Raw genomic sequence first — 20,748 nt, 5'->3', positions numbered from 1 at the left:
GGTTCAAAATAGGGGGTGTTTTGAATCTGCTTTTTTTCAAATCATTAAACATTTCAAAAAGATGCTTTAAGGTATTTATCTTATTGATAATATACATTTTTCCTTAACTAAAAAAATAAGATAAAATATAACTTAAAAAATGGTAAAATAAGAATAAGTCATTTTTTATAAATTTTTATTATGCCAGTATAACTTTTATCATATTCTTTACATATTAAATACACCTCTTTATTTCTAATTTTTCAATTAGAAAAATTCACTAACTCTTAAAAACCTTATACAATGAATTTAGATATAATAACAGTATTAATTAATGAAAAAAAGTATAAAACTTATTCTGATAATAAAACTATTTGTTTAAAACAAAAAAACTTCAATAAAATTTATTTAGTAAAAATAGGAATTGTAAAGATAAATATGATTACTGATCAAGGTCAACATATAATAATCTCATTACAAACCAAAAATGAAATTATAGGAGCTTGTTTAACAGTAAAATATGATAATTACCCTTCATATCTAATTGTGCCAATTGCCAAGAAAACAATTTTATTCGAATTTGATATTACAGATGTTTATAAACTTATAAATCAAAAATCTATTTTTAAAAAAAGTTTATTATCTATAATAAATTGGCAACACTCTAAATTAGAAAAAAGAATACAACTATTACAAATTCAATCTACAGAACAACGGTTTATAAAATCATTAATCGAATTCAAAGAAAAGTTTAGAAATTCATTTGATCATTCTAAAAAAAATATAGAGATTAACTCACCTTTAAATCAAAATGAATTTGCCACTTATATTAGAACAACTAGAATAAATATGAATATTATTGTTAATACAATGAAAAAAGAAAAGTTAATCAATTATAAATATAAAAATATCATATTGAAAGAGAAGTTTATTGATCTTTATTTAAGCTATTTTTATTCCATTTTGGGAGATGCATTTTTTTTATAAATCTATTATAAATTAAAGTACTTTATTAATTTTAAAAGCGTAATAAAAATAGTCAGACGAAAAAACAGAATCATGTAAAGAAATTTTAACTAAGCCCTATGACCTTTTTCCCAAGTATAGGTCCTACTTAAAAGTAGAAAATCTGAGCTTAAGTTTATAAACCTTGTAGTTGCAATTCAACTATTAAAGGTTATATGTTTTGTGAAATTTGACATATTAAATAGATAATAAAATATCATCAAAAATGAATAAAATACAATAATATCACAAATGTTACAAAAGTGTTAAAGCTAATAAGTCTATTTACTAACTTATTGATTTTTAAAATTTTATATTTAAAAAAGTTCGACAATTGTCCTGCCGAGGTCACTGGAAAGGACAAGTATTTTTTACTTGTCCTTTTTTTATTTAAATCCTGATATAGAGTTAATTAAGGGTCAAGACCAAAAGGGATCAAGATCAAAAGTTGTGTTTACGCAAATATTCTGGTTAATCTGAATAACAAGAATTCTACATTTTTGACTCCTCTGAACTATACTCTAAAATGAAACGCAGGGTAACAATTTAGATCATTACAACATAAATATTCAACATTAATGAGATTGTAATAAATCAAAAAACTAAATAAAAGATGAAAGAAATATTTAACTTTTTAGTATTAATTATACTATCTACATCTATTTTTGGGCAACAAACCACGGAATTTATTGTAACAGGAGGGATACAAGATAATAACCCTAATTTTAATAATGTATTATCGGATGCAATAACAAACCTAAATTCAAAAGGTACAATTACTATTAAAGGCAATATAACTATCTCTGAAGATTTTGTAATTCCAAAAGAAATAGAGCTTAATTTTTTTAAAGGAAACAAAATAATAATTGATGATGGAGTTACATTTCAATTAAATGGGAGTATCAGTGCAGGTATCTACCAGATTTTTAGTGGTAATGTAACGGGTAAGCCAGTAGTCGAAAAATTATACCCTCAATGGTTTGGAGCTAAAGGAGATGGAGTTTCCATAGATCATACCGCAATACAAACTGCAATAAATCTATTATCAAAAAGTACTGATCAATCTTATTCGGGAGGAATTTTATATTTCCCTAAAGGTAAATATAAGGTTGAAGAATCCATAGTTATTGATAAGAATCAGCATCATAGTTTGATTTTTGGTAACAATCAGGGAGGAACAAGTAGAATCTTCAATACATCAAATAACAAAGCTATATTTAAAGTAAAGGGATTAGGTATAAGTAACTACCTACTCGGTGTTCAATTTAAGCATTTAATAATTCAAGGGCATATTGGTATTGAGACATACTACACCGCTGATTTGATTGTAGATAAATGTACATTTTCTATAACAAATAATAACCCAAATGGAGATGAAAAAGCTACAGGAATCTTGTTAGCAGAATCCGAAAATAGTCAGGGAAATGGTCAGGAAGTCAGAACAAGAATAATTAATTCAAGATTTTCAGGAAGCAGAGATAATGCTAATAGTAATTTTGGTATATATTCAAAAAAGTTGTCTAGAATTGCGGATATTGACATTAAAAATAACATTTTCATCGATTTATCAGAATCTGCAATCAATTTAGGATATATGGATGGTGGAGTAATTGCTGAGAATAAATTTTTTTCTGATATTTCCAATGGATCTCCACATGGGATAGTCTTAGGGAAACCTATTTGGGCTATTATCAAAAATAACCATATTTTTAATAATAGAGGTAATGGAATATTATTAAAAGGACCTCGTTGGTCTATTTGTAACGAAAATATGTTTGTTAATACGGGTAAAAATCGTAGAGCTGCTTTAAGAGTTCAATCTTTTGACGCAACTGTAATCGATCCTAATGATAAAGTACATTTAGGTGGCAATAATCAGTTTATAGGAAACATCTTTAATAATTGTTTCACTTCTGCCATTAAATTTATTAGCTTACAAACTAATAAGAAAATGTCTAACAATTTAATTGAAAATAATCAAATATATGGATCCGGCTATACTGGGATTCCTGCTGTTGATGCAATTGTTCTTGAAAATTGTAAAAACTTTCAATTTAAAGATACATATGTAAATGGAACAGCAACAGAAATAGTAGAAAAGCAAGAGGTAAATATACACCGTACAAGATATTGGCTCAATGTAAAAGAATGTAATAATATTACATTTTCAAACACCAAATTTGAAAATACTCTCGAATCAGATTTATTTAGGAATGGTAGTACTCAATTAACTTTTGAAAATTCCAATCAGACCAAACTAATTAATAGTAATTATAAGGTAATCTCAACTGATAAAATAATTTTAGGCTCTGGTTTTAATAATATTTACTTACCATCTGCAAATATTAGAATAAATCCTTTGACGATTAAATTAGTTACCAATGGACAGTTAAATGTAATTCCAAAAGCGAATCAAACAATTGATGATCAACCAATACTTTCTTTGAAAATTAAAAATGATGCAATATCACTTATAAGTAATGGTCAAAATTGGTATATAATCCAATAATATTCTAGAGAAAACTAATTGTAATATATAGCTCTTTACTCAAAAGACATCATCAAAAATGATAAAAATACAATAACATCACAAATGTTATAAAAATATTAAACTTTGCTAAGAGTATTTGTTAACTTATTTATCTTTAAAAAAGTTCGACAATTGTCCCTCCGCGGTCACTTTAGTATTTAAAACCCTTGTAAGTAGTAGTGCTTACAAGGGTTTTCGTTTTTTAGTAAAGTCAATAAAAAATATCTAATTTCTTGGTATTCAGTAATAAGAGGTTTGAGCTCCTTATATTAGGACACGTAGAAAATAAGTTACTTAAGTTCAGCAGCGGGAACAATAAAATATTCTACCTTATCTATATTATTTGGAGATATAGAGTTATTTGTTTAATAATGAAATATTAATAAAGGATAATCTCATAATATACCAGAGAGTGAGGTTCTAAAAATGATTGTTTTTTGTAGTACCTACATCTATATACACTGAAAGCCTCGAGCTATATATCCATGTTACCCCTTTGTTCAGGAATAAAGAAACACTATATGTTTTTTGGAAGCTCAAGCAGCATGCACTAAAGTGTATCGTTTTAACTATTTTTGAGAATAATAAGAATAATCAAATCATACCAATCATGCAAAACTTTAATTATAGGTTGCTTACAGTAGTATTTCTATTATATTTCATTCCATTCTTATCATTTTCAATTGATCCAACGGATACCCGATTGATGGAACAGCCTGCAATAGGAAAATCTCATATTGCATTTATATATGCAAACGATTTATGGATTTCAAATTTAGATGGATCACAACCTAGAAGGCTGACCATTGATGAGGGAATAGAATCGAACCCTGTATTTTCTCCAGATGGAAAACTAATAGCGTTTAGCGCCGAATATGAAGGTAACGAAGATGTATATATTGTCTCTGTGAATGGAGGGATTCCTAAAAGACTTACCTGGCATCCAATTTGGGATAATGCTTTAGGATTCACGCCTGATGGAAAATCTGTACTGTTCAATTCTCAAAGATCGATACACACTAACAGATATTCAAAACTTTATGAAGTTTCCATTGATGGTGGCTATCCAAAAGAATTGGAAATTCCGAATGCCTGGCACGCTACTTATTCTCCTGATGGTAATTACATGGCGTATACTCCTATAAGAGAAAGATTCCATCAGTGGAAGAATTACAGAGGAGGAACCACTGCCAATATATGGGTGTTCTCATTTAAGGATAAATCTATAGTTAAGATTCCGCAACCTACTGGCGGTAGTAATGATGTACAGCCAATGTGGCGTGGGGATGAAATATACTTTTTGAGTGACCGAAACGGTGAGTTTAATCTATTTTCCTTTAATACCGCCTCTAAAGAAATAATACAACGTACTCAATTTACAGATTTTCCTATCATTAATGCAAAACTTAATACCGACACGATCATCTTTGAACAAGCTGGTTATATCCATCTATATGATATAGCTCAAAAAAACTCAAAAAAACTTAAAATCGGTATTGCCACTGATCTTCTTGAATTACGAAAGCGATATGTTAAAGGAAGTAAACATATTCGTTCAGCAGCTATCTCCCCATCTGGTAAGCGAGTAGTTTTTGATTATCGAGGAGAAATAATTACGATCCCTGAGAAAAAAGGAGATCCAAGAAATATTACATTAAGCCCAGGGAGTCACGAAAAATATCCCGCGTGGTCGCCTGATGGAAAAAATATAGCTTATTTTTCAGATGTTTCTGGCGAATATGAATTACATATAAAATCTCAGGATGGTAAGGGAACCCCAGAAGTTTTTAAACTTTCTGGAACTGGGTTCTACGCACATGCCAATTGGTCTCCTAATAGCAAAAAAATCAGTTTTGTCGATAATGGAAGAAATCTATATATTCTAGATGTAGTTTCTAAAGAAATAAAGAAGGTAGCTAATGATGAATATTACTTTCCTGGAGCTTTTAGGAACCTCTTTGGGGACTGGTCTCCAGATTCTAATTGGATCACCTATTCAAAGATTATAGATACTAATTTTGAGCAAATTTTTCTGTATTCTCTTAAGGATTCAAAAAGTTATCCAGTTTCTGACGGATATAGCAATGCCAATGAACCAGTTTTTGACCCTGAAGGGAAATATTTGTATTTTTTTGCCTCTACAGATGCTGGACCTGTAGTGAACTGGTTTGATCAGTCTAATCAGGATATGTCAATTACTAATTCTATATACTTAGTAACACTTCAGAAAGAAACGGTTTCTCCGTTGGCAAAAGAAAGTGATGAGGAAGAACTAGAAGAAGAAGAAGCTGGTCAAAAAGATGAAAATAAAAAAGAGAAAACTATTCAAATAGATCTTAGTGATATTCAAAATAGAATTATTTCCCTACCCATTGAAGCAGGACATTATTATGGACTTGGATCAGGAGAAACAGCTAAGATTTTGTTTATCACCTTTGATCCAAACAACAACAAGAAACCTTCAAAACTCTATCAATACGATTTAAAGGAGCAAAAAAAAGAAGAAATCATGGACTTGGATAGCTATATAATTTCTTCGAATGGAAAAAAGATGGTTTATAATAATAAAAATACTTGGGGTATTACTGAGATTGGGAAAAAACCAAAAAATGGAGAAGGCATTTTAAAAATTGATCCCATTGAAGTAAAAATTGATCCTGTTGAAGAATGGAAAAATATATTTGAAGAAGCTTGGAGAATCAACAGAGATTATTTCTATGATCCTGGAATGCACGGTTCGAATTGGAAAGGTATGAAAGAAAAATACTCACAGTTTTTACCCCATCTATCGTCACGAAATGATTTGAATAGAGTTATCCAATGGATGTGTAGTGAACTATCCGTAGGACATCATCGTTTACAAGGGGTTGGAGAACAGCTTCGTGAGGCAAATGAAGTTCCTGGTGGTTTATTAGGTGCTGACTACAAAATTGTAAACAATAAATACCAATTCAAAAAAATCTATGGTGGTCTTAATTGGAATCCCGAACTCAGATCTCCTTTGACGGAACCAGGAATTAACGTTAAGCCAGGTGATTATCTATTGGCTGTAAATGGCAAAGAGCTATCTGGAAATGAAAATATTTTCAGTTTTTTTGAAAATACAGCAGGTAAAATAATCGAAATAACAGTAGGGCCAAATCAAGACTTTAAAGACTCAAGAGTTAGTAAGATAACCCCTATAGCAAGTGAATATGCTCTTAGAAACCGAGATTGGGTAGAAGGGAATTTAAAAAAAGTACATGATATGACCAATGGACAAGTTGCTTATGTATATGTCCCAAATACTACTACGGCTGGTCACGAATATTTTAAAAGATATTTCTTTCCGCAAGCAGATAAAGAAGCAATCATTATAGATGAACGCTTCAATGGTGGTGGTCAAATAGCAGATTATTATATAAACCTTTTGCTGAATCCTTATCAGTCTCACTGGAATTTTCGATATGGTAAAGATTTAAAAACTCCAAGTGCTTCTATACAGGGACCTAAAGTTATGCTTATTGACGAAACAGCTGGTTCTGGCGGTGATATGTTACCCTGGATGTTTCGAAAGTTTAAAGTTGGAACTCTCGTGGGTAAGAGAACCTGGGGAGGTTTAGTAGGAATTTTGGGGTTTCCTGAGTTTATTGATGGTGCCAGTGTTACCGCACCCAACGTAGCTATATGGACAGAAGAAGGGTTTATCGTTGAAAATGTAGGGGTCGCTCCAGATATCGAAGTAGAACAATTACCTTCGGAAATAATAAAGGGAAAGGATCCTCAGCTAGAAAAAGCGATTGAAGTGATCTTACAAAAATTGAAAAATAATCCACCCAAAAAACAGGTTAGACCTCCGTATCCAAAAAGAGCGGCTAACTAAAAAAGATAGTATCTAGCTAAGTACTTAGAAGTTCTGAGTATTTGTCTGTAAACGTGTTTATTTCTTTCAGATCTTGCATCAAAAAGTTTGAATTTTGAATCATCTTGGTTACAAAGCTGTAAATATTTACCATAGCCAGACAAAATTGTCTGGCTTTTTTGTTGTATATTATTTTTACACTTAAGAATTACCTAATTAAGTTTATTAAATTATAAAGTTTATTGGTTTCAATTTTTAGTTGAGAGCTAAAATCGGGTCGTTTTATGAAAATAAAAACATGAAAATAACAATTAAATTATTTCTCTTTGTATTAAGTATTACCTTTGTAGAAGCCCAAGAGATAAAACCATACTACAACTCATTAAATAAAGCTTTAGAAACCCCAGACTTAGTAAAAGGACTTAGTTTATCTTTTAAAAAACTAGAAGGTTTACCAAGGGCTATTGGTAAATTTAAAAACCTGAAATGGTTAGATGTTAGTAATAATAAGCTAAAAACACTACCCATTGAAATAGGTGAGTTGATGAGTTTAACAGAACTTAATCTTATGAGCAATGAGATGTCTTCATTACCCTCTAGTTTTGAAAATTTAAGTTGTCTTGATATACTAAAACTGAATAATAATAAATTAATAGAAGTTCCATCATCGGTTAAAAATTTAGAAAATTTAAGAGAACTAAATCTCTTTTATAATAAGCTCATTCAATTCCCAACCAAATTTAATGGACTAAAAAAACTTATTAAATTAAACCTTGGTGGTAATCAAATCAGTGGTCTACCAAAAAACTTTAAAGAACTTAAGCAATTAAAAGAATTAAACTTACATTCTAATAAATTTATTGAAATTCCGGCTATTATTGGGGAGTTACCAAATTTAAGCATACTTTATCTAGGTAAAAACTCGATAAATAAGCTACCTAAGTCTATAGAGAAATTAGAAAACCTTACTAAGTTAAGTATAGGAATTGGTCAATTTAATGAATTTCCTGAAGTTATATGTGAATTAAAAAAATTGAAACATCTTGTTTTAGACACTAATAAACTGGTTAAACTGCCAACATCTATAGATAAGTTAAATAACCTCACTATTCTGGATATAGATTATAATAATTTAGTAGAATTACCATTATCGATAGGCAAATTGTCTAATTTGGAAGAATTACATTTAAATGGAAATCAAATTATAGAAATACCAATTACTATTGGTAAGCTCCAAAATCTTAAAAAATTTCTCATAGGTCAAAATAAAATCCATAAGCTTCCTACTGCAATAGGTGAACTTAATAAACTCAAAAGTTTTTACTTAAGAGGAAATCAACTACAGGCATTACCTTCAAGTATTGGGAGTTTGAAAAACCTTGTGGAATTAGACCTTAATCAAAATAAAATTAAAAAACTACCAATATCCATAGGTAAATTAAAAAAAATAGAGTCTTTTTTTATTTCAGACAACCAAATTACAGAATTACCATTAACCATTGGTGAAATGGTAAACCTTAAAAAATTAGATCTAGGTAATAATAAACTTACAAAACTGCCAAATACGATCAATAAATTAAAAAAACTTGAACAACTTAATTTATCTAAAAATAATTTTTCCGAAGAAGAAAAAAGGAAAATAAAATTATGGTTGCCAAATTGTAGAGTATATTACTAGAGACATGTATTGTATCCCCGCTACCGCGATGGACTTGCAAGAGAAATTCGGACAACTTTTCTAAGACTTATGCCGCATTTTTAAATTTAAAAATTCTATTTCGACTTCTATGGGGTTTTGTGCTCCAAAGAAGAATGTAACCCTTTCTATCATACCATACCTCTATATGATCAAATACAGCTGTTTTTAGCTTTAAAATCATGATGGTAAACAAGTTCTACTTTTAGTGTTTTAAAAAAAGATTCTACTAGTGCATTATCCCAAAAATTTACCTTTCTTATATACTATTAAAATTACCTGCTATCGATCTGGTGTAACTATTTTTTAAACTATAGACATATTAAGGTAACAAAATCGTTTTCTATTTGATTTAAGCATATAAAGCTAAACTAATGATTAAACAATTACCCCTTATATCAGTTTTAATATTTATCAATATTTATTCATGTTATCCTAACATAAAAACCATTGATGGTGTTACATATAGTTATAAATGTTATATAGATAAAACAAATAAGTATACCATAGATGAATTAAAAGAGATTCCTTTTAAACATGTTCCTGACATAAATTTTCCTTTTTTTAAAGGAAATATTTGGATTAAAATAAAATTAATTAATACTACTTTTAAGAAAAAAGAACTCGCTATTCTTAACAACGATATTATAAACAGGAGCTATAAGTTTTATCAACTCGATAAAAATAATAACAATAACTTATTTATCGCAACCAATAATAAAAGCGATATTGACAATCGTACTTTTATTTTTTTTATTAGATAAAAGTAAAAAGCTTTCAAGAAACGTTACAATAAAACTAGATATATCACTTTTTTAAACTCATCATAATACCTTTATAATCTTTTATAATAGACAAGACAATATATGTGATTAACACGTAGTTATGCTAGAAGATATTATATAATATCATGACCAACTTATAAAAACACAAAATATCGATTATGTTGTCATCTAGAGGTATAAAAATATGCATTTATATTATTATATCATTTATGCAGTATGCATACACTCAAGGCAATCCAAATAAGTTAGTAGAAAATGCAAAAGATTCTCTAATAAGTAATCCTAATTATTCGTACAATATCCTTTCTAAATTATCCAAAAGGAAAAAAATCCATGATTCTATACGTCTAAAAGTTAATATTACTATAGGTGAATATTTTAACTCTATTGGAGTTCCTGATTCTGCTGAGTATTATGCAAAAAAAGCACTATTGCGAATAAAACTGAAAAGCCAAAGAGGTAACAGTCTTAAAGAGACTATCAATCTCCAAAAAAAGACAGCGACTATCTACCGAATTATTGGGTCAGGATATCGAATAAGCGGTAAAATTGATAAAGCGATAGAGATACTTTTTAAGAGTCTAGAGATTTCTGAAAAGATACATTACAAAGAAATGATCTCTAAAGTAAAATCAGATTTAGGAATTCTCTATGGAAATAAAAATGAACTAGATAAGGCAATACAATTTTTTAAAGAAAGTATAGATCACGCATATAATGATCAGGCTATTTATGCTAACTATGTAAACATTGGAAGTATTTATTTCTTCAAAAAAGATTTTGACAATGCAGAGAAATACTTTATACAAGCTTTTGAATTAATGCCTCTTGAAAAAGACCCTAAAGTATCTGCTACTATTGCTTTAAATATTGGTTCTGTTTTATTTGAAAATAAAAAATATATTAAAGCTATTAATTATTATGAGAAAAGTAAGAACATAGCAGACAATTATGGTTTTAAGGATAAAGGTTTAAATGCAATAGTACACAAAGCCTTAGCTCTAGATGCTTTAGGTAACTCTGGTAAAGCTATTAATACACTTGTTAAAACTTTGCCAGAAGCAAAGAAAATAAGAAACCTGGAAGTACAGAAAAATATCCATGAGAATTTAGCAAGTATTTACACAACTATTGGTAATCATAAATTAGCCAATAGTTCGCTTATTGAGTTTTATAAACTCAAAGACTCCATAAGTAATACAAAACAGCGTAAAGAAATTACTGAATTAGAGATTAAATATGAAACCACCAAAAAAGAAAAAGAAATTCTAGCATTAAAAGAAAATCAATTAATTAAGGATAATGAAATTAGTAGACAACGACTACTTAAAAGATCATCTATTATAGTTTTTTTGATTGTTTTAATTCCTATATCAGCCTTATTGATTGTGTATTACCAAAAACTTAAAGTACAAAACCAGTACAATCTTCAAAAAGAAGAAATTCATAAGCAAAAAATTAATTCTGTACTCAAAGAACAAGAATTAAAATTAGCAAATACGTATACTTTTGCACAAAACGAAGAGCGTAATCGTATCGCAAGTGAATTACATGACTCCGTAGGAGGTAACCTTGCAGCAATCAAATTACAAATGGCAGGGAGGCAAGAAGAAATACATAAGGAGAAAGATACTATACTAGATCAGCTAGATAATGTATATGAACAGGTTAGGCAAATATCACATAACCTTACTCCTAAAAAACTTTGTAACTCATCTTTTACTAAATATATTAGTGATTATATCGATACCATTGAAAATGTAACTGAACCCGAAATTACATTTATCCCTCATCCTGTTGATAAAATTGATAAGCTTGATGAAAAATATAAGCCTGAAATTTTCAAAGTCATTCAGGAATTACTCACCAATGCATTAAAATATGCCAATGCAAAACATATAGAAATCTGTTTTAATGTTTATGAAAATGATTTAGAAGTTATTTTTGAAGATGATGGGATAGGCTTTTCTGTAGATACAGTAACTTCAGGTATCGGGTTACAAAATATAAAAAACCGCTTATCTAAGATGTACGGTGAAATACACATCGATTCTGTTATCAACAGAGGTACCGCTATTCGAATAAAAATACCTACTTATAATGAAATCCCACAACAAATATAAATTACTTATTGTAGATGATCATAAAATGTTTCTTGATGGATTATCAAGTATGCTAGCTCATGAATCTGAATATGAGGTTTTATTTACTTCTTATAATGGTCTTGAAGCCAAAAAGTATCTTGACATTAATACGCAAGAAAAAATTGATTTAGCCATATTAGATATCAATATGCCCGAAATTGATGGTATAGAACTTAATCGATATATAAAGAAAAAACACCCTCATATAAAAACCCTGATGGTAAGTATGCTTACCGATCCTGAAAAAATATATGAACTTACTCACGATGGGGTAGATGGATATGTACCTAAAAATGCTAAAAAAACTGAGTTATTTCTTGCTATTGAAACTATTTTGAAAGGTGAAAATTACTTTTCAGAAAGTATAAAGCAAGCATATACAGAAAGCATATTTAATCAAAAGAAAGAGAATGTTATCAAACTAACCAAACGAGAAAAAGAAATTCTAAAACTGATTGCTCAGGAATATACAACACAGGAAATTGCAGATCAGCTTTTTTTAAGCAAATACACTATCGAAGGTTATAGAACCAGTCTGATCTCTAAACTGAAAGTAAAGAATGTAGTAGGACTAGCAAAATATGCCATAAAATTGGGGTTGGTGGAGTGAGATGAGTTGAGATTGTAATATTTATTGAATTTCTAAATCAATTATTCTAAGGATAAATATTTACGTTTTATTAATATAAGTAATGAAATAATACCCAGTAAATGATGAAAAGGGAAATATATTGAAACAAATATAGCTGTAACAATAGAACCAAAAATATCATCATTTTGCGTTATAGATTCGTATCCCCTATTGAATGGTAGAAAAGTGATAAATATTAATATCCATATTAACCAAGAATAGAAAAAGAAATATAAAATTCTATATTTTTTAGGGTTTAACAATTTTAAAATAATATATCCTAAGGTATATACCGTAATAAATAACATTATTACAAAGACTAAGAATAAAGTATTGAAACTTGGTATTATGCTATAATAAATCATCAATTTCATTTCTTGTAATTAGACCTTCTCTTTTAGTAGTATGAATAACTCGACCATTATAAAAAATTTTTCTTTCTCCATGTCTGTAATCTTGTTCTTCATTTGTTGTGATTGAACCTTTAATATTAGGATTTGCCCTTTCTGTATGTCCTATAACTATAGCTTCAGTCTTTCCATTAGAATAAAGTAATTCAGATAACTCTTCACACATATTATCATGCAGATATAAATTACCTGCCGTTAAGCAACCATGAATTTCTATTATACATTTATTATTGCATTTTTTAAAATTTATTTCATCTATTTTTCTGCTATCTTCGTGTAAGTTACTTCCTCTCCAAAACCTAGTAACACTCCCAAGATATAATGAAGCATTCAAATTATTACTCTCAACACTCTCTTTACTGATTGTTTCATAAATACTTGCGCCTTTTATAAGGTATAAAGCAAACATATCTCCATGAGAAAAGAAATCTATAGATTTAATTGAATTATCTTCTTGCGAATCAATTTTTTCAACTATTTGTTTTCCTGAACCTACAGATTCTCTACTTGATAAATCATCTATATAATTTCTTCTATAATCATTATAAACATTTAACGAGGCAAAGTGAAAAGCACTATTATCAGCAAGACTTCTTGCTCCTCCATGAAATAATAGTCTAACAAAAGTAGACTGTAATTCTTCAGTTTCATTAACTGCAGTGGTTGTATAATCCACATTTGTTACAACATCATTAAAACTATTTTGTATTCTGTTTTGACGATGAGAAATTTTTTCGGTAATATTATATTGATTTGTTGCTTTCATGGTTTTTTGTTTAAAAAATCCTTTATCTCCTAAATACAAAATGTGTTTTATTTTTTTCTTTTTTAGGAAAATGTTTTATAAAACTTGCAATTGTAATTCTGTATGTGATACTACAAATTTGTCACTACTAGAACATAACAGGTATTTTGGAGTAGCATTATTGGTAATAAATTTTTCTGACATTTCTTATTGTTTTAATAGATTTTAGTACATTATAATAATTACTCTAAACTGGTATTCTCATATATCAAACTTCTATCTTCTCTCATAATATCCCATTGCCATTTAAAAAATGAATACATATTGTTTCTATTTGGATTTGGAAGCCCTACACTATTCGGGTTTGGGTCATATTGATTGAAATAATCCATATGATTATCTGTAAAACCTTGATAAAAAGTAAATGGACTTACATATTTTTCTTCAAAAGTATGAGGTAATGAGAGCGAATGTCCCAATTCGTGTATCATATTAGAATCATCTAGCAATCCAAAAGGGAAGAGTACTATAGAATTTCCCCAACCAGGAATTTCTTTATCAGGATGGCCGGCATAGGCCATACCCCTTAATTCTTCTCCTGTATGAGGATGTAAAGGTTTAAAAGGAGTACGAAATATATACGTTTTCTTGGATGCATTACTATTTATAGGATTTAGAACCTCGTTATATAGACTAAATAAATAAAGCAAATCGTCTTCAAATTTTAAAAGAGCATTTGAATCTGCATTGCTTAATGTAGGGGTATTGATATACATCTCTGTAAAATCTCGCACTACTGGGGCTGTTAATGGTAACAAGCTAATATCAAAAGAAATAGTATCAACAACTACGGGTTTAATCATTGCCTGTGTAAAAGATAGTTTTAACAAAGGATAGTAAAAAGAAGTATTATAACTTGTTGGATTTCCTGCTATACTTACATCAACCACTACAATTTCAAAGCTGGGAATAGTACTATTTTTATATACCATTAATTTTCCCACCTCTTCTTTTTCCCCCTTTAGTTCTGCAAAAATCTTTATTTCCTGATGATCTTCTAATACACCTCCTTCACATTTTACAGTAATCACTTTTTCTGCTAGATAATAGTCTTTGGTGGTATTCTCCCAATTTTTCGTTTGTTTATCTAGCAAGAGATCATTTAACGGAATTTTTTCAGGAGTGACTATTAAGTTCTCGTTATCACATTCAAAGATAATTTCTGTTTCATCTGATTGTAATGGTTCAATTTCTTCAATTTCTATATTTAATTGAACTTGATTTACATAACCTTCTTCAGTGTCAGGAAAGATTGACAACCATGCTGGGTAATAATCTATTCCATAAGGAGATATAGGACTTACAACATCTTTTGTCTTATATTCATTTTTTAAATCATTAGGGTTTTTACATACTGGCAAGGGAACATTATCTAAATCATTAGTAGTATTATGATCTATTGTTTCAATAGGATATATATATTCATCTCGTAGCCAATCAAATCCATACTCTCCTTTATAATCTTCTGGTCTTCTTACATTAACCAAAAACTTTTTTAACACAGCATTTTCTGAATCTGGTAAATCTGTAGGAACATCTATTTGTGCTGTATCTTCAATAGCTATATCAACTCCTCCTGTAGCACATTTTATGGTAGAGTCTTCTACTAGCATCAACTCACCATCAATTTCTACATCACTTGCCAATCCTTGCCATTGTGTGGGTGAAATTACACTGGCACAGGGTGGTTTGTTTTTACGCCATTTATTGCAAACGCCTCCAAAAACGAGATTAGATTTATTTCTATCCCCATTGGTTGCCCATGGTACATCTTGCAATTGTACTTCTGTATGTGATACTAAAAGGGTACCACTGCTTGAGCATAGCGGACATTTTAAAGTTGCACCATTGATTACAAATTTCCCTGGCATAACTTATATTTGTTTGATTCTAAAACTACTTTGATATTCTTCTCTCCCGTACTTTTCCAGAACTGTTATTTCTGCTTTTTCAATCCATGAATTTTCTTTTTCACAAAAATCATACATTGCGTCTATAGTAAGGTATTCTTTTTCTTGGGGATAACTAGCACTAAGCGTTAGTTGTATCTTTTCTGTATCATCAATGGGTTGTAACAACACTTCTTCATCTATCATAACCTTACCATATTTTGTGATCAGTGGTTGTGTGATTAGTATACTATGGTCTGTACTGTATTGATGACACAGGGATTTTAATACTCCTCCTAAATGTTGATATTCTAAGAGATAATCAATACTATCGGTCTCCGAATGTATTAGATACTCTGTTTTATGAATATAGCGTTGTACTTGTTCGCCTTTATAATGTTGTTGTATAAATTCTTTTTGCTCCTTCCATTTATCCTGTAACTCTTCTAGATTATCTATACCAACGATGACTCCCTTATAGGATACTCTAAGCTGAATTTTGTCGTATATGGATGTAACTCTCTTTAAGATATCTTTCATCGCATATGAGCCGTCAGAAAAATTCAACTCATGATTTTCTATGCTTATATTAACCAGTCTAACATAAGGCTGATCTTCATCAAAAAGTATTTCTATACACAATTTTCTTGTTGAAGAACATGTTATTTTTTTTGAATAATTGATTGGGTATATACTTTCTTGATAATATGTAAATACGCCCTCTTTTGGCATGTATAGTTGTCGTTCTTCTGTTCTAAATCTAAATGCGTTCTGTATCATTATAACTACTATTAATTAAACAATTTGTTTTGTACATCTTACAATTATCCCTTACTGATTTTTACATTCCCTCCCCCTTGAAAAGATGCTGTAGCTCCACAGGCAATTTTTATATTTTGTTTACTTTGTATTTCGGCATTACCACTGTTTTGAATTAACTCTCTTCCTACAGAAGTATTCATTTTATTTTCTACTGTATTGGTATGATTCTGTGACGAGGTATCAAAATTATTTTCTGTATAAATGGTTGTATTTCTTCCTATATTAAAAACAGCATCTTCCTTTACATTCATTTTGAAATTCTTGGCATTTAGCGTCATATTCTCTAGTGCAGTAATGGTAATATTGTTATTAGCTGTGTCAATAGTAATGATATTAGCGTTTTTATCTGTAATGGTAATAAACTCTGATCCTTTTGCATCATTTAATTCTATAGTATGCCCACTACGAGTTCGTATCGCTTTGATATCATTTTTGTTGGTTTTCCAACCAGATGGATTTGCTACTCCATTGTATAATGATCCTAACACATATGGTTTTTCTGCATTACCCCCTTCAAAACCTATCAAAACTTCTTCTCCTATTTCAGGAATAAAATGAAATCCTTTTTCCGTTCCTGCATGAGGAGATACTATTCGTAACCATGGGGTTCTCTCACCTAATGGTTCTTGCCAAAAAAACTGTACTTTGATACGACTTAATCCTTTTGGGTCTGCATTTTCTACAACTTTGGCTACTTGGGTTTCACTCTTAGGAAATGCTGTAAGATCAGTATTAGGATAGATGTCAGAATCTGAGACAACTCCTTCAAATTCATTGCGATACTTCCCATTTTCATTTACTATATGAGAAACTTTGGTTATCCTAAAAGAACCATACCCTATTTCATCATCTTCTATACTAATCACACTTCCTAGTTTTACCCCTGGATTATCGCTCTTTCCTTTTATAATTACCTGATTAAGTTCTGTTGCTTTTTTTTGTTGCTCGATGAGCTGATCAAATCTTTGTTTTAATTGAGGGTCATCATATGAGCTAACATAAACTCTTGTTTTTTTTGCAAATAAGGATTCACTTTTTTGGGTTGTAAAGTGATTAAGCCCATTAAGCCCTGTATGGATATCTGCACTATGTTTTTCGTGTTTCTCATCCAATAGATAATCTGTGGTGCAATAAATGTATGTATTGGGTTTAGGTGCCAGATTCAAAGAAAATTCATGAAGATCAAATCTATATCGTAACTTTATTTTTTTCTGATCTGGATTTCCAAAAACAAGTTTTTTACCATCATAATAAAACCACTCGTTATATTGGGCTGCTAATCGACTGGCATAGGCAAAAGCACTTTCATTATGTTGCACGCAATAGTGTAGAGGAGAGTTATTTCTGGGAGTAATATCCATTGCTAACTTTGATCTGTCATAGCCCATAAAAACATCTTGTAAAATATCAGATAATGAACTATCTGTATAGGATGCATAATGAGAGCCATCATCGGTTATTATACAAGCCCCTTCTCCAGAAATAGTAATTATATCTCCTTGAGATTGATGAAACCCTTTGGCTATATTCACAGAGGTTACAACTCCTTTAAACTCTAATTCTTTGTATTCCTCAGTAAAGTCAACAGAAGATACTTGAATTATAAAGATTTCATTTAAAAAACTTTTTGATTCTATTGCTATTTCTGATCTGGGGTTTTCTATAGTATCTACTCTACAGATTAGTTCAAAATGATGATGATCATCTATTTTTTGATTTAAAGTAAATTTTTTGAAACAAGTTATTGCTGTTTCTCCTATGTATATTTCTAGTTTTGATTGTAAAGCCATTTTGATTTGTGATTAAAAAAAATATTTAAAAAAGGGAGAGGTGAAATTTTATATAATAAAACAAGACCTTGTTCCTACTTATAACTGTATTTGTATACCATATCTCAATAAGTTCTAAGATTATATATTGATATTATTTTATCCTAAATAACAGTTGTACTAGTTCTTACTCTATTGTTTCCCCCAACGAATAATAACTGTTTTAAATAAAAGATGGAACCATCACAAAACATGAAACTAAAAATACTTTTTATATGATTCTATATCAAATTTAGAAAACTTTTAATAGAAATAAACCCCTGTTTCCCACCGAAACATCACCCTTGATTTCCACTAAAAAGATTGATTTCTAATTTTGTTTAATTACTTCTTTTTATTCAAATGTAGATTAGAACGATGAGAAAAGGGTGCCAGATTATAATTTGGAACATGAAGTTTACTTAGCCTATGGGAATTTGTTTAGTATGGATATAGGTAGAGATATAGTTGTAGATGATAAAGGCAGTAGGTTTGTGTTTTTTTTAAAGTACAAAACTCAAAAAATGGTATTTTTTTATTGTTATCAAATTTATTTCAATAACTCTTTGTTAATAGATATTAATCATGAAATCAAGAAAACATATAATTGAAGAGTTAAAAAGTTATAAGGAAATAGCACCTTTAACTTATCATCTGCTAATCAAATGATTTGAAAACTCTTCTACTTTTTCACAACATATTTGTTCCATTACTTGTTGCAACTGAGTTTTTAAGAGCGAAATAGTATGATTTCCTCCAGATTTGCCCAATGCAGAAACACCATACATGAATGGTCGCCCCATAAAAGTAAATTCTGCGCCACTAGCTAAAGATCTAGCAATATCTGGCCCAGAACGCAAACCACTATCCATCATTACTTTAATATCTTTACCATATTTAGAAGCTATTCTAGTTAACGGTTTTATAGAAGATTCTCCAGCATCCAATTGTCTCCCGCCATGATTAGATACTATAAGTCCATCTAAACCTAGTCTAATTGCTTTTTCGGCATCAGCTTCATTAGCAACTCCTTTTAAAACTAATTTTCCTTTCCACATATCGCGAATAGGGGCTATTTTTTCCTCATTTAATCTTCCAGAAAAAGTTTGATCCATAAATTTTCCTAATTGCTTCAAATCTAAATTATTCGGCATATAGGGTTTTAAAGTCTTAAAAGAAGGTTGCCCATGTAATAAGGTATTTAACGCCCATCTTGGTTTACCTAATATTTGTAGAATGTTTTCTATTGACATTTTTGGAGGCATGGCTAATCCATTTCTAATATCTCTAGGTCGAAATCCAAAAGTCGGAACATCACAAAGAATAACCAAAACTGGGCATTCTGCTACTTCTGCTCTCTTTATTATATCATCTCTTAATTTGTTTTCTGCAGGATGATATAATTGAAACCACGCTTTTCCTTCTGTAATTTCAGCGATTCTTTCTATACTACTTGTTGTAACTGTACTTAATATAAAGGGAATATTGTGTTCAAACGCCGATTTTGCCAAAATTTCTGGAGCATTTGGCCACATAAGCCCCTGTAGACCTACTGGAGCAATTCCAAAAGGAGCATCATAAGTATGCCCGAATAGTTCTGTTTGCATATTAGAACGTGTATGCTTACTTAAATAATAAGGAAGGAGTTCTATTTCTCGAATTTCAGCAGTGTTTTTATGAAGATTAACATCTTCATTGCATCCTCCGTCAAGATATTCAAAAGCAAATTTTGGAATTCTGTTCTTTGCTTTTTTTCTTAAATCCTCAATTGATGGATATTTGAAATTATAAGTAAGTTTCATATTGTCTTTTAAATTAATTCTGGAGCGTAAATATCTTGTCCATTATCAATTTTTTCTAATGAAAAATTTTTATTCACTATTATAATCATAAATGGTCTATTCTTGATCAAGAAAATTTCTAAATCTTCAATGCCAGACTTTTTTTAGGCTTCCTGAAAATAGAATAGTTTGAAATTCAAATTTACTAACTTTAAATTCAAACTGTTACAATAAAAAACAACAAATTTAGCAAAAGTCAAATTATCAGGACGCTCAAGGAAAATGAAAAGATTGATCGGTTGGGAGGCTATCTCGAGAACAGGGCATTGGTAATAGTATATTCTATTATTGATGAAAGAAGTACGAAAGTATGGAACAGTAATAATTAAAACGTTTAAAAAATCTAGAAGATGAGAACTAGTTAGCAATAAGGTACTTATAAGTGTTGTTGTTGAATTCCTTAACGAAGTTCATTACAATTTTACTGTCTAAGTGATTTATCAGAATGTTTCCTTCAGAAAATTCTGCAGCAAGCCAGATATAAGATGCCATTGGTATCAATTAAGGATGTTAAAGTAAAGATGGTTATTTTTCTAAAGCAACCAAATAGATCGATGTTTTA

12 protein-coding genes are annotated in these 20,748 nt (G+C 29.8%); 7 read left to right on the top strand and 5 right to left on the bottom strand.

What is annotated here, in order from left to right; genetic code table 11:
- Positions 1-282 precede the first annotated feature (282 nt).
- The 7 genes from DG508_RS01255 (at position 283) to DG508_RS01225 (ending at position 12,590) form a co-directional block, all read left to right on the top strand.
- Entirely contained in the window at positions 283-966 is a 684-nt protein-coding gene (locus tag DG508_RS01255; RefSeq protein ID WP_108866413.1) for a Crp/Fnr family transcriptional regulator, read from the top strand.
- A 631-nt stretch (positions 967-1,597) separates the two neighbouring features.
- Positions 1,598-3,493: a glycosyl hydrolase family 28-related protein gene (locus tag DG508_RS01250; RefSeq protein ID WP_108866412.1), complete on the top strand. Its 1,896-nt coding sequence runs from the start codon at positions 1,598-1,600 to the stop codon at positions 3,491-3,493.
- Positions 3,494-4,124: 631 nt separating this feature from the next.
- The gene (locus DG508_RS01245; protein ID WP_108866411.1) at positions 4,125-7,376 is read left to right on the top strand and encodes a S41 family peptidase; all 3,252 of its coding nucleotides are present in this window, start codon (positions 4,125-4,127) and stop codon (positions 7,374-7,376) included.
- A gap of 277 nt (positions 7,377-7,653) precedes the next feature.
- The gene (locus DG508_RS01240) at positions 7,654-9,033 is read left to right on the top strand and encodes a leucine-rich repeat domain-containing protein (RefSeq protein WP_108866410.1); all 1,380 of its coding nucleotides are present in this window, start codon (positions 7,654-7,656) and stop codon (positions 9,031-9,033) included.
- A gap of 392 nt (positions 9,034-9,425) precedes the next feature.
- A complete protein-coding gene (locus tag DG508_RS01235; RefSeq protein WP_108866409.1) occupies positions 9,426-9,815 on the top strand; it encodes a 7TM-DISM domain-containing protein in 390 nt (129 codons plus the stop codon).
- A gap of 230 nt (positions 9,816-10,045) precedes the next feature.
- Positions 10,046-11,959, top strand: a complete 1,914-nt coding sequence (locus DG508_RS01230) for a tetratricopeptide repeat-containing sensor histidine kinase (RefSeq protein ID WP_234418150.1) — start codon at positions 10,046-10,048, stop codon at positions 11,957-11,959.
- Entirely contained in the window at positions 11,937-12,590 is a 654-nt protein-coding gene (locus tag DG508_RS01225; RefSeq protein WP_108866407.1) for a response regulator, read from the top strand. Before DG508_RS01230 ends, DG508_RS01225 begins: the two co-directional genes overlap by 23 nt.
- Before the next feature lie 372 nt (positions 12,591-12,962).
- Here the strand turns inward: DG508_RS01225 and DG508_RS01215 are convergent, their stop codons facing one another.
- The 5 genes from DG508_RS01215 to DG508_RS01190 all read right to left on the bottom strand — a co-directional run bounded on the left by DG508_RS01215 (position 12,963) and on the right by DG508_RS01190 (position 20,147).
- Positions 12,963-13,787, bottom strand: a complete 825-nt coding sequence (locus DG508_RS01215; protein WP_103866988.1) for a hypothetical protein — start codon at positions 13,785-13,787, stop codon at positions 12,963-12,965.
- Positions 13,788-14,008: 221 nt separating this feature from the next.
- Complete coding sequence (locus DG508_RS01210; protein ID WP_108866404.1) at positions 14,009-15,697, bottom strand: DUF4280 domain-containing protein; 1,689 nt, start codon at positions 15,695-15,697, stop codon at positions 14,009-14,011.
- A gap of 3 nt (positions 15,698-15,700) precedes the next feature.
- Positions 15,701-16,495, bottom strand: coding sequence for a hypothetical protein (locus tag DG508_RS01205; RefSeq protein ID WP_108866403.1), 795 nt, complete (start codon positions 16,493-16,495; stop codon positions 15,701-15,703).
- Positions 16,496-16,539: 44 nt separating this feature from the next.
- Positions 16,540-18,327: a type VI secretion system Vgr family protein gene (locus DG508_RS01200; protein WP_108866402.1), complete on the bottom strand. Its 1,788-nt coding sequence runs from the start codon at positions 18,325-18,327 to the stop codon at positions 16,540-16,542.
- Positions 18,328-18,995: 668 nt separating this feature from the next.
- The gene (locus tag DG508_RS01190) at positions 18,996-20,147 is read right to left on the bottom strand and encodes an alpha-hydroxy acid oxidase (protein WP_108866400.1); all 1,152 of its coding nucleotides are present in this window, start codon (positions 20,145-20,147) and stop codon (positions 18,996-18,998) included.
- Positions 20,148-20,748: the final 601 nt, after the last annotated feature.

This window comes from Aquimarina aquimarini (assembly GCF_900299535.1).
Taxonomy (GTDB): domain Bacteria; phylum Bacteroidota; class Bacteroidia; order Flavobacteriales; family Flavobacteriaceae; genus Aquimarina; species Aquimarina aquimarini.
This window is presented reverse-complemented; position numbering and strand designations above follow the sequence as displayed.

Bases quoted from the DNA above. Each gene is read 5' to 3' on its own strand.
- DG508_RS01230 (WP_234418150.1), top strand. From the start codon at position 10,046: ATGCAGTATGCATACACTCAAGGCAATCCAAATAAGTTAGTAGAAAAT.
- DG508_RS01215 (WP_103866988.1), bottom strand. From the start codon at position 13,787: ATGAAAGCAACAAATCAATATAATATTACCGAAAAAATTTCTCATCGT.
- DG508_RS01245 (WP_108866411.1), top strand. From the start codon at position 4,125: ATGCAAAACTTTAATTATAGGTTGCTTACAGTAGTATTTCTATTATAT.
- DG508_RS01210 (WP_108866404.1), bottom strand. From the start codon at position 15,697: ATGCCAGGGAAATTTGTAATCAATGGTGCAACTTTAAAATGTCCGCTA.
- DG508_RS01235 (WP_108866409.1), top strand. From the start codon at position 9,426: ATGATTAAACAATTACCCCTTATATCAGTTTTAATATTTATCAATATT.
- DG508_RS01240 (WP_108866410.1), top strand. From the start codon at position 7,654: ATGAAAATAACAATTAAATTATTTCTCTTTGTATTAAGTATTACCTTT.
- DG508_RS01205 (WP_108866403.1), bottom strand. From the start codon at position 16,495: ATGATACAGAACGCATTTAGATTTAGAACAGAAGAACGACAACTATAC.
- DG508_RS01190 (WP_108866400.1), bottom strand. From the start codon at position 20,147: ATGAAACTTACTTATAATTTCAAATATCCATCAATTGAGGATTTAAGA.
- DG508_RS01250 (WP_108866412.1), top strand. From the start codon at position 1,598: ATGAAAGAAATATTTAACTTTTTAGTATTAATTATACTATCTACATCT.
- DG508_RS01255 (WP_108866413.1), top strand. From the start codon at position 283: ATGAATTTAGATATAATAACAGTATTAATTAATGAAAAAAAGTATAAA.
- DG508_RS01225 (WP_108866407.1), top strand. From the start codon at position 11,937: ATGAAATCCCACAACAAATATAAATTACTTATTGTAGATGATCATAAA.
- DG508_RS01200 (WP_108866402.1), bottom strand. From the start codon at position 18,327: ATGGCTTTACAATCAAAACTAGAAATATACATAGGAGAAACAGCAATA.